This window comes from Bacillus haikouensis, assembly GCF_013179555.1.
Taxonomy (GTDB): domain Bacteria; phylum Bacillota; class Bacilli; order Bacillales; family Bacillaceae_B; genus Rossellomorea; species Rossellomorea haikouensis_A.
In genome coordinates, this window is the sequence record NZ_JABMCR010000140.1 from 1 (window position 1) to 11,518 (window position 11,518).

General features: G+C 38.8%; 10 protein-coding genes and 1 pseudogene. 6 read left to right on the top strand and 5 right to left on the bottom strand.

All coding sequences use genetic code 11. The features are described from left to right. The 3 genes from HP456_RS13865 to HP456_RS13875 form a co-directional block, all read left to right on the top strand. Positions 1-774, top strand: a 774-nt coding sequence (locus HP456_RS13865) for a spore germination protein (RefSeq protein ID WP_172252067.1), incomplete at its 5' end; no start/stop codon positions are given. A gap of 86 nt (positions 775-860) precedes the next feature. After that, a complete protein-coding gene (locus tag HP456_RS13870; protein WP_172252069.1) occupies positions 861-1,973 on the top strand; it encodes a GerAB/ArcD/ProY family transporter in 1,113 nt (370 codons plus the stop codon). Next, positions 1,970-3,127, top strand: coding sequence for a Ger(x)C family spore germination protein (locus HP456_RS13875; RefSeq protein ID WP_172252071.1), 1,158 nt, complete (start codon positions 1,970-1,972; stop codon positions 3,125-3,127). Before HP456_RS13870 ends, HP456_RS13875 begins: the two co-directional genes overlap by 4 nt. A 48-nt stretch (positions 3,128-3,175) precedes the next feature. Here the strand turns inward: HP456_RS13875 and HP456_RS13880 are convergent, their stop codons facing one another. Continuing rightward, the gene (locus tag HP456_RS13880) at positions 3,176-3,535 is read right to left on the bottom strand and encodes a DUF1033 family protein (protein ID WP_172252073.1); all 360 of its coding nucleotides are present in this window, start codon (positions 3,533-3,535) and stop codon (positions 3,176-3,178) included. 162 nt (positions 3,536-3,697) lie between these two features. On the opposite strand from HP456_RS13880, the gene HP456_RS13885 reads away from it, so the two are divergent. Then, a complete protein-coding gene (locus HP456_RS13885) occupies positions 3,698-4,150 on the top strand; it encodes a cupredoxin domain-containing protein (protein ID WP_172252075.1) in 453 nt (150 codons plus the stop codon). 51 nt (positions 4,151-4,201) lie between these two features. Here HP456_RS13885 and HP456_RS13890 read toward each other — a convergent pair whose 3' ends face one another. Further along, positions 4,202-5,380, bottom strand: a complete 1,179-nt coding sequence (locus HP456_RS13890) for a D-alanyl-D-alanine carboxypeptidase family protein (protein WP_172252077.1) — start codon at positions 5,378-5,380, stop codon at positions 4,202-4,204. A gap of 251 nt (positions 5,381-5,631) precedes the next feature. On the opposite strand from HP456_RS13890, the gene HP456_RS13895 reads away from it, so the two are divergent. After that, positions 5,632-6,261, top strand: a complete 630-nt coding sequence (locus HP456_RS13895; RefSeq protein ID WP_172252079.1) for a 5-bromo-4-chloroindolyl phosphate hydrolysis family protein — start codon at positions 5,632-5,634, stop codon at positions 6,259-6,261. A 14-nt stretch (positions 6,262-6,275) separates the two neighbouring features. After that, positions 6,276-7,412, top strand: a complete 1,137-nt coding sequence (locus HP456_RS13900; protein ID WP_172252081.1) for a toxic anion resistance protein — start codon at positions 6,276-6,278, stop codon at positions 7,410-7,412. Positions 7,413-7,433: 21 nt separating this feature from the next. Here HP456_RS13900 and HP456_RS13905 read toward each other — a convergent pair whose 3' ends face one another. The 3 genes and pseudogenes from HP456_RS13905 to HP456_RS13915 form a co-directional block, all read right to left on the bottom strand. Further along, complete coding sequence (locus HP456_RS13905) at positions 7,434-9,008, bottom strand: cation:proton antiporter (RefSeq protein WP_172252083.1); 1,575 nt, start codon at positions 9,006-9,008, stop codon at positions 7,434-7,436. Between the two features lie 173 nt (positions 9,009-9,181). After that, positions 9,182-11,104: a nitric oxide reductase activation protein NorD gene (locus HP456_RS13910; RefSeq protein ID WP_172252085.1), complete on the bottom strand. Its 1,923-nt coding sequence runs from the start codon at positions 11,102-11,104 to the stop codon at positions 9,182-9,184. A gap of 10 nt (positions 11,105-11,114) precedes the next feature. Then, positions 11,115-11,518, bottom strand: a pseudogene (locus HP456_RS13915) (hypothetical protein); the annotation flags it as partial.

The following is an 11,518-nucleotide window of genomic DNA, read 5'->3' on the forward strand; positions in this document are numbered from 1 at the left end:
CTTCTGCACGGAAAGATCGGCTTGCTTGTCGACCGAAGTCCCACTGTTATTATCGGTCCATCCACTTTAATGAATTTCTTTGAGTCGACTGAGGATATTTATATGAGATGGAACATGGGGACGTTTCTGCGATTGATCCGGTTTATTGCGATATTTTTTTCCGTGTTATTGACCCCTGCCTATGTAGCCGTACTTACATTCCATTATGAAGTGATACCTTCAGCATTATTGGTTTCATTGGGGCAATCGCGTTCAAATGTACCTTTCCCTCCAGTTTTTGAAGCGCTTCTCTTGGAATTCATTATAGAACTGTTAAGAGAAGCAGGGGCACGGCTGCCTACAAAAGTAGGCCAGACCATGGGTATCGTTGGTGGTATTGTCATCGGTCAGGCAGCTGTCGACGCCGGATTCACCAGTAATATCCTGATTATCATCATTGCCATCAGTGCCCTCGGCTCTTTCACGGCACCAAGCTACGCTATCGGAACAGCAGTCCGAATGATTCGTTTTCCTATCATCATGATGGCTGGCCTTTACGGGGGCGTCGGCATCATGTTCTGCCTTTGCTTCCTATTGATTCATTTATTGAAAATCACAACATTGGGTCGACCGTATCTGTCACCGATTTATCCACTCAGATTTTCAGATTGGAAATATAGCATCTTTCGGCTCCCTTATCAATTTTTATTACAGAGACCGATATCAAACCACCCAGCTGATTCAACCCGAATTCCTGCAAAAAAAGTCAAAAAGAAAAAAGATGTGGATGAATGATTTCCCTTTCCCCCTTTTTTCTAAGTTGGTTCTTCAGTAGGTGAATCATTCCTTCGTACCATAGACTGACATAAAGGGTGAGCAGAATGAAAGTGAATCTGGAACCAAAGAAAAACTTAATATTTAACACTTTTTTAGTTGCTTTTATTCTCCATACTGCTCAAATAGGGGTTGGAATAGCCGGGCTTCCCAGGATCGTATTCATGGAATCCAGGCAGGATGCATGGATTTCGATCATTGCATCAGGAGTGGTGGTTTCGATAGTTCTATTCTTCATATCAAAATTACTTGCCTGTTATTCCAGTGCCGACCTGTATGGGATTCACTATGACCTCTTTGGAAAATGGATAAGTAAACTATTTAATCTTATATACATCTTGTATTTTCTGATTGTTACATATGTAATTATGATGAACTACACAGAAATGGTGCAGGCCTGGATTTTCCCGAAAATGCCTACTTGGCTGTTAGTATCATTCTTGGTCTTTCTGGCAAGCTACACAGTGCTTGGCGGAATCAGGGTGGTTGTAGGGGTTACCTTTCTTGGTTTAATCATCACTTTCTGGCTTGTACTGGTAATTTATACTCCGATAAAGCACTTGGACCTCAATCATCTTCAGCCTGTTTTTGTCTCCTCATTGAAAGAACATATGAAAGCAATTTATAAAGTCAGTTTTTCAGTGATTGGTTTTGAATTATTATTAATTGTGTATCCCTACGTTAAAGAAAAAAAGAAAGCATTACGGTATGCATTATTCGGTACCTGGTACAGTACGTTCCTATTAACTCTGGTAACTGCAGTAAGTATTGGTTTTTTCTCTCAGGAATCAATATTGAAGACGATATGGCCGGTTCTGTCCATGTTCAAGATTGTCAGAATCCCCAATCTTGAAAGATTTGAATTCATTGCAGTTTCTTTTTGGATGCTGGTCATCCTTCCTAACATATGTATATATTTTTGGGCTGCAACGAAAGGTGTCAAACGTGTATTCAATTTTTCCCAGAAAAAAACCATATATGGCTTTGCCGTTGCACTTGTAGCAAGCAGCTTTCTAATCGATGATCGATTAACAATGAATACGGTTACAGATAAAGTAGGGGCGTCAAGTTTCATCTTGTCATTCATTTATCCTTGTTTCTTGTTTATGTTAGTGAAAATCAAACAGTCATTCACTAAAATGAAAGGAGCGAAAGGATGAAAAAACGATATATACTACCATTAATCTTGATGTCTGTTTCATTGATCAGTGGATGTGTGGAAAATAAATACTTAGAGAGTCTCGGGTTGATAACAGCAGTGGGATACGATGAATCTGATAACGATGAGCTGAAAGGAACGCTCGTGCTTTATCAATTTAATCCCGCGATGGAGGATGTTGAAAAAGTTCTGACAAGCAAAGCAAACACCACAAAAGGTGCAAGGTTATCCATGAATTTCGATACTGACCATAAACTTGTTTCGGGACAATTGAGGATTGCTATTTACGGAAGAGAATTGGCAGGTAAAGGGATCTCTCATCTTGTCGATACGCTCGAAAGAGATTCTTCCATCGGTAATATGGTGTACCTGGCCATTGCTGATACAACAGCAGAGGATATACTCACTTATCAAATGATTGATAAACACTCAAACAAAGGAACATATTTATACAACCTTGTGAAACAAAATGTCGAAAGTGAGCTTTTGATCGCTCCCACTCTGCAGGAATTTATCACAGATAACGGAAGTGTAGGCAAAGACCCCATCCTCCCCTTACTGTCCGCTACAGAAGGTACACTTAAAATTAAGGGATTTGCCTTATTCCACAAGGATAAATTTGTTAAAGAAATTAACAAAGAGGATTTGTTTTATATTCGGTCGTTAGTTGAGAACTATAATACTGCCGGAAGTTTGGAAGTCGGATTGCCCATGGAACCATTCAAATCTCATATGTCGCAAGATGAAAACTCGGCTTGGGAGGAATTAGATAAAGAGGAAAAATTATATATTGTTTTTGACGGTATAAAATCAGATTACCATGTTAAAGCCGGTAAGCAGGAAAAACCCACATTTACAATCAAGTTAAAAATTGATGTCCGCCTTCATGAAATAACAGAAAAATTGAAGCTGTCTGATCCAAAAATCCTGAACCTTGTGGAGAAAGAAACCAGTAAATATATTAAACAGAATATCATGAAGAACATTAAGATGCTGCAAGAAACAAATGTCGACCCCATAGGCTTTGGAATGGAATATAAAACGGTCAGAAATCATCATACTCTTACCCAGGAAGAGTGGAATGATTTATATAAAGATGCAACGTTTGATGTCAGTGTCGAACTTAATCTAATTAGAACCGGTGTTACAGACTAAGTCTGTATACAATGCAAGGAATGTGGCAACTTGCCACATTCCTTCTTTTCAATCTTTTTTGGTAATCAAAGACTTTATTTCTTCTTTTAGTTTATCTTGATTGCCGCTCATCTCCATGGGATCATCATTTTCAAATAGAATGATCCCGTGATAAATCTGTAGATCATCATCACATGCTTCACAGAATACTATTTCGTCCGGGTGCCAGAATGCGAAGGAATTATAGTATTTCGTCTTAATTTCAGGTAAGAGGCGGTTCAATCTTACAATCTCTTCCTTGTATTTAGCAATTGCATCAGATTTATTATCATACTTCCACTCTTCCACAATATCCCTTTTCCAATCTTCAAAAAACCACCATGGTTCGGCATCACTTTTTGTCATTATCACTTTCCACTCATTTACCAATGCTTCCCCCTCCTTGCTGTCTCCCTCAAATTCTACATAAAAACACGTTAAAATCAAAATGATTTGAAAATGAATTATAATGAAGTAGACAAGTTCACTCTCCGCCCCGCATAACAATAAAAGAAGGCTGCTGCTTTAATTTAGTAACGAGGAGGAGAAAGCTTGAAATTTTTTGTATTCAAGAAATCATCTTTAATTGCCATTTTGTTCACGATTCTGATTATCGGCATCGGCTCTTTTTGGGCTTATAAATCCCAAAATTCATTCCCTACAGTTTCATTGGGAAAATCGGCTGACGTTCAGAAATTTGAATTGGTGACGGGGGAATTCAAAACGCACAATGCTGAGGGAGAAGAAATTGAAACATACAGATGGGATCCAGGAACGATCGTCGTAGAAAAAGACAAGGCAGTCCAGCTTCGCATCCATGGTGTTAATGGTGAATCCCATCCATTTTATATCGAAGGTACAAACGTCAAGGGAACCGTAAAAAAAGGGGAGGAGACCATTGTTGATGTTACTTTTTCAAAAGAAGGAACATACCGATTAATATGTGAGAGTCATCATTCTATGAAAAACAACGGTCCCATGATCGGATATATTATTGTCGATTAAACAGTAAACAGGCTGCCGCATGGTCAGCCTGTTTGGTTTATATTATGCATACTAGAGTTCGTTTTCCCTTTTTCTGATCAAAGAGATGCCCATCATAACGAGTATGATTAAATAAAGAAATACAGGGTAGAAAATTTTCGAATCAGTGAGTTCGCTGGCATCCAATTTATCGCTGCTGGACGCTAACACTTCCTGTCCGCCCCGATCTGACTTCGGAACCGATTGGAGTTCAGTGGATGCGACTTCTTGGTTCTCTTCATTGTAAATCGTCAATATCCCCTTATCATCCACAACCTCATCTACTGAATGGCTAATTCGCTTTGTGTAATGAAAATCCGCCTTCAGTTGATAGGTGCTGCGCTCTGTCTGAAATTCACTGTCCTTGGCAAGATAGCTTCGTGTGAACTGATTCAATCCATAATCCAATAGTGAAGTCGTATCTGCATAGATGGCCCGTTTACTTTGAGCATTTAACGTTACTGCAACAACTGATAATCCATCGTTTTCAGCTGAAGTAACCAGTGTATGATTGGCTTCAGTTATGAAACCATTCTTTCCCCCAGTCACTTCTGGATAAGGCAGTTCACCTTTGACTAACTTATGATGGTTAAATAGAGTCGTTTTCCATCCTTCAGACTTCCATTCAAACGAATCAATCCCAAAAAAGTTTCTGAAAACATCGTTTTTCAAAGCATAACTTGTGATTTTTGCCATATCATAAGCAGTCGTGTAGTGGTTCTCATCGTAAAGACCATGCGGATTTTCAAAGTGAGTATTATTCACACCCACATCTTCTTTCAAAAATTCATTGAGTTTCTTCACGAAGGAATTAACCGATCCCTCAGTGTGCTCTGCAATTGCAACTGCAGCATCGTTACCCGAGTTGACCATCATTCCCTTCATCAATTGGTCTAAAGAAATCTTTTCTCCAGGCAGCAAATATACTGTCGACCCTTCTGTATTAGCCGCATTTTCACTTACTGTAACGACATCCTCCAAATCGCTATGTTCAATGGCATAGATAGCGGTAGCAATTTTCGTAATACTCGCGGGATTCATTTTCTTTTTGGCATTCTTTGAATAAAGGACACTTCCAGTACCGGAATCTATCAAGACAGCCGATTTACTGAAAAGCGAATCCGGTTTTTTTATGGGGTATTCATTAGCTGATGCCATGGCTGAAGTTGAGGCGAATAAAATCATGACCATCAGTATTATCTTTTTCTTCATCTGTCCACACACACCTGTCTCGTCAATCTACTAAGTCATTCTATCAAAAAATTTAATTCTTTAACCATAAATCCGCTAAATGTTATTAAATTGAAAAAATGTAGTTAATTCCTTACAATTTAATAAGCGTGAATAAAGACCCTCGAATAGTACCCTGCTGCTTCATTCTGTTAGAATAAGAATATATTTATGAAACTTTTGCATTCTGTTGTTCGTATAATAGGAAAGCATTCTTTTAAGGGGTAGATGAAATGAATACGTTTTTGCATTTTATTATAAGAAGTGTACTTGCCGTTTCTATAGGCATGACCAGCTTTGTCGTCTATTTACTGTCATTTGATATTGGATTTCCCTACACTTTACTAGCCGGAACAGTCACTGGCCTCCTCTCCTTTCTTATGGTAAAAGGAATACAAAGAAGCTGGTGGCTTAATAAAAAAGGAATTTCAAAAAAGGATTACCGTTATATTAGCAAGAATTTAAAAGAAGCAAAGGAAAAGATCAACCGTTTGCAAAAACAGCAACTAAAGGTCCGTTCACTTGGTGCATTTAAACAAATTCTTGAAATAAACCGGTTATCGAGAAGAATCTTTCAATTAGTGAATAAAGAGCCGAAACGGTATTATTCCGCTGAATCTTTTTTCTATTACCACTTGGATTCAGTTGTGGAATTGACGGAAAAGTACACTTTTTTGGCTGCTCAGCCCGGAAAAAACCAGGAGACCTTTTTATCCCTCCAGCAGACCCGTACAACTCTAGATGAGTTGATTGCCTCATTGGAGGAGGATTTACAGATGGTGCTGGCTGAAGATATGGATCATTTGAAAATAGAATTGAACTTTGCAAACAAGCACCTGTCTCATAAAAAAGATTTAAAATAGATGATGGAGGTTTTATGATGGAACAACGTCACGAGCTTAATGAATTAGATCAACTATTGTCCGATCCCTTTTCAAACGAGATTAAAAACCAAACCGGTGAAGTTACCACATTAATGGACCGACTCCCGAGAGAGCAGCAAGATAAAGCAAGGCAATTGGCAGAACAAATCGATCATAAAAATTATGAAGCCGTTCTCAACTACGGTACTGCCGCTCAAAACCAGCTGTCTAATTTCTCTCATTCCATGCTTGACCAGGTTCAAAAAAGGGACATCGGACCAATTGGCGATGTCTTAGGCGACCTTATGAAAAAACTTAAGCAAATGGACCCGGAAGAACTGAATTCAAAACAAAAAGGAGTATTTAAAAAATTGTTCCGGAAGGTCTCTTCTTCCTTGCAGGAAATACTCTCCAAATATCAAAAGATCGGCTCCCAGGTTGACCGTATTTCAGTGAACCTGGAACATTCAAAGAAAACGTTGTTGGATGATAACAGGTTATTGGAGACCCTTTATGATAAAAATAAGGACTACTTCCAGGCACTGAACATTTATATTGCGGCTGCAGAGCATAAACGGGATGATATACAGCGTACCATTCTACCGGAATTGAGGAAGAAGGCAGAAGCATCCGGTGATGAGCTGCTATTCCAGGAAGTCAATGACACCATGCAGTTTCTTGACCGATTAGACAAGCGGATTCATGACCTTAAACTGAGCAGGCAGATGACCATTCAATCAGCCCCTCAGATCCGTCTCATACAGAACACAAATCAGGCACTTGCGGAAAAAATTCAGGCATCCATCCTGACGGCAATTCCCTTATGGAAAAACCAGATCGCAATCGCCCTTACATTATTAAATCAACAAAAAGCAGTCACCGCTCAGAAACAGGTAACTAGGACGACCAATGAACTTCTTCTGAAGAATTCTGAAATGTTGAAAACAAACAGTATTGAGACGGCGAGAGAAAATGAACGGGGCATCATCGATGTAGAAACACTTAAGAAAACGCAAGAAAATCTAATTGCGACTATCGAGGAAACATTGACCATTCAAGCAGAGGGGCGTCAAAAACGTCAACAAGCCGAACAGGAAATGGTGGTCATGGAACAGGAATTAAAACAAAAATTAATGGAAATAAAAAAGTAAAGAGGCGCAAGTTGCGTCTCTTTACTTTTCTTCATTATTTACGATTGCATCCGTAATTGCATCATACTGCCTTTCTGCAAGAGTGCTTGAAATGATCTCTTCCTTTTCAAGTTTCATGACAGCATCGTATTCAGCATATAAAGCATGCTTTTTTATCGTTAAAATTTGATTATTCTTCAAATCAGGATATTGTTCATAAAGCTCATTTAATTGAGCTTTAATCATTGCAATTCTTTTCTTATACATATCGATTATTTCTGCTGAGACAGAATCGGTAATATATAACTTCTGCTTAACACGATGGATTTCAGAAATTGCGGTTTCATAGCGGTGTACCTGTGAAAGTAATTCCTGAAATTCCTGATGCTCCCCTTCTTTAGCCTTTACACCAAGAAAAGAAATTAGAGGTTTAATGGTTAACCCTTGGACTACCAAGCTGAAAAGGACAACACTGAACCCCAGAATCAGTACATCTTCTCTCGCTGGAAAATCTCTTGGGAGACTTAATACAAGAGCAACAGAAAGCGAGCCCTTTAAACCTCCCCAATTTAATATGTGTTTCCATTTGTGAGGGAAATTACTGATCAAAGAAAGACTAGTATAAACTGCAATACTTCTGGCTATCAGCACTATAGGAATGGCAGCAAATATCAATGGCCATTTCTCCATCAGATCGATCCTTGTTATTTCAAGCCCTACCATTAAGAATACAAGTGAATTCGCAAGTAAAGCCGCTACGTCCCAAAAGCTGTTGATGTTCAGCTTTGTTGTGGGGCTCATACCTATTTTCCCGCCATAATTCCCGAAGATGAGTGCTGCAATGACCACTGCAATTACTCCGGAAGCATGGACACTTTCAGCAAGCAGAAACGACCCATAAAATAAGATTATACTAAAAATGATTTCTAAAGGATAATCATCAAAATACTTTGTAAGGAGGGAAAAACCGTAACCAAGTGAGCCCCCAATAATGATTCCTAATGATATAACTCGAATGAATTCCCACAAACCACTTCCAAGTCCTGCCCATCCAGCGTCTATGTATGTCAATAAATAGAAGGCAGAAATGTTGAATAAGACCACAGCCAAACCATCATTGAATAAACTTTCTCCTTCAATTACGACAGCAAGCCTTTTCTTCACTCCCACGCTTTTAAAGATAGAAAGGACACTCACAGGGTCGGTTGCACTCATTAATGCACCAAACACGAATGCTGCAGGAATAGGAAAGTCAAAGAAATAGTAGGCTGAGAATCCAATGATTAAAAAGGAAAGAAACGTTCCTCCGAAAGCAAGGGCCAATACAGGTTCTTTGTTTGAACTTAATTGGGAAAATGGGAGCTTTAATGCTGCCTCTCCCAATAGTGCAGGCAGGAAAAGTGTAATGATGACAAAATTAAAAACCTCACCCTCCGTAATAAACTCTTTAAGTGGTTCCAAAATAGGGATGTTAAATAAGCCTATCAGCGCTCCTACAATGACTAACGCAATCGGATATGGCTGCTTGAATTTCTTAGCAATCGCAGTAATCCCAGCTGCGATCATCACTAAAATAAGTCCGAGCTCAAAAATATGATGCAAATCTATTTCTTCCACGTTACAACCTCCAATATCGAACTACCTTTAGCTTATGATTACATTAATATCCCAACTCATGTTTCCTAAACCTTAAACTATCCTACTAATACAATATTATGAATAGGATCATTTTCTATACAAAAAAACAGGCGATTACACCAATTTGATGATCGCCTGCAGTCTGTTCATTTTTATATACTTTTATATAGAAGTTTACGTAGCAATGGAAACAATACGTCAGGAAGCTCTTCAATATTAGAGACCAAGATACTGTAATTTCCATATATATTTTGAATTGTATTTCGTTGACCTTCATCAATAGGTCCATTTGAAAGGAAAACATTGATCACTTCAATCCTCTGTTTTCTTGCATCAAGTACCGCTTCGTGCGTATCGACGATACCATTTTGATCATAATCCAACGCTGCCGGTTCACCGTCTGAAAAGACAAGCAGAAACTTTTGTTTTTCATTTCTTTTTAAGATTCTCTCCGTCATTAATCGTATGGCAAACCCGTCTCTGTTATCTTCTTCAGGTTCCAATTGTAAAATCTCAGCTCCTGATGAAGATCTCAGAGATGCAGTATAATTGATCACGGGCTTAAGATAATTCGGCTGGCTGGTCTTGGTTGCCTTACTTGTATCTTCCCAGAATCCCACTACTTCGTGGGGTACTCGAACCGATTTCAGGGACTCATGAAATAAGGTAATACCAAGTTTTGTTTGATCCATTTTATCGAACATTGAACCTGAGCAATCAACCATGAGAGAAAAAACAGCATCAATTTCTGAAGATGGATTTTGTTTTTTGTAAAAAAGCCTCGGATTATCATCTGTGATAAAACGCAGCAGTTTGCTGTTTAAGCGGCCAACATGAAGGTCTGACCGTGGTTGAATCCTTTTATGCTCAAGCGTTTTTTCAATCATTTTTTGAAGTTTCTTTTGAAATGCGGCGATTTCTGCTTTATAAGTGTCATAAAGCATGCGATCTTCTGAGTTCGGAATGGAAGGAGAAAGAAAGTAAGGAATTGCATATCGATTATCTTTTCCATATTTACTTTCCCCCCCTCCTTTTAGTTCATCATGTTCTTTCTCAGCTGCTTTCACATTCTCGTAATGTTCTTTGTCAGTTTCTTGTGCGGATCCTTGTACCATTGCCAGTGCCTGATCACCATCATCCCCTTCACGGATACCTTCACCCATTAAATCAGACTGTGACCCCTGATCCAGGTCAAATTGTAAAAAAGATTCCCCTTTATCCTCGGTTTCTCTATGCCATGTACGGAATTCTTCATCCAACACTTCTTCATCACCGGTACTTTCTTCCTCAAGGACGTCCTGATTAGCCAGTGGATCCTTCCTTTTAAGATCGTCAAAGGTTTCTGCAGCAAGCTCAGCTTGCTCGTACGCGTCTTCTGGTAAATGAAAATATTCATTTAACATATCTTTCTTTACGATCTCTTCGACAACGTCCATGATCCCCAAACAAATTTTTACTACCTCTGCAGTGGAATCCGTCTCATAGAAGCGGGTGATTTGAGATTGGAGAAACGGCATGGCTAAGTCGAGTTCTTCGTTAATGGAAGGGGGATCTTCCAATGGCGATTGGGCATTCAAAATAAGAAATAAAGCATTGAACAATGAATCTGTAAATACGCTTTTCGTTAAATTCACCTTCAGTTGAGCCTTAAAATACTGACGGTACAACTCTCTTCTTGTTGCGAATGCTGGTTTTGTCCCAGGTCTTTTCGCCTTGCATATCTCCTCAAGCCGCAATTCTTCCCCCATCATAAATAACTGTTTGGAAAATCTCGGGATCGATGTTTTTTTGACTTTCTTTATATAGTCTTTTACTACTTCATTATCTGTCTCTATAAGATTTCCGACAGTCCTGAGGTAAATATCACTTTTTAATCCATTTACCTCATCCGCTCTCTTCCTGTGATCCCAAAAGTGACTGATATACACTGTGTGCTCTTTATAATCTATATAAGAATACGGCCCATATTTCAATTCCATCTCACCATCTTTGGCCAGTGTTTTTGCTAAATCGGCCATCTCCATAAATAAAAATGAATCAATGGTTTCATCATTAAATTGTATAAACCTTTCCATAATCAATCCCTCATTCAAATAAGGTTTCAGCAATATTTTTTATGGCTGCTTTCTCACGCTCATCTTCCAGTTTATCAATGATACCGCGTTGAATAGCCCGCTTTGCCGGTAAATATACAGCAAGGTCACAAGCATCCAATAGAGCCCTGATCGATGCTGCTTCTTCTGAAACTTGGCCGTTTTTCACCTGTATCATTAAATCTGAAGAAAGATCAACAAATTTTTTTATTAGTTTCTCATCATTCAAATGGCTCTGCTTTTTAATGACTGAGCTCAGTATTTCCCCCTCGATATATGGAACATCCACCACTACGAATCTGTTTTTTAACGCTTCATTTAAAGGAACAGTCCCTACATAGCCTTCATTGATAGCTGCAATTACGCCAAATGTCTTCGCAGCTTTGATGACTTCGC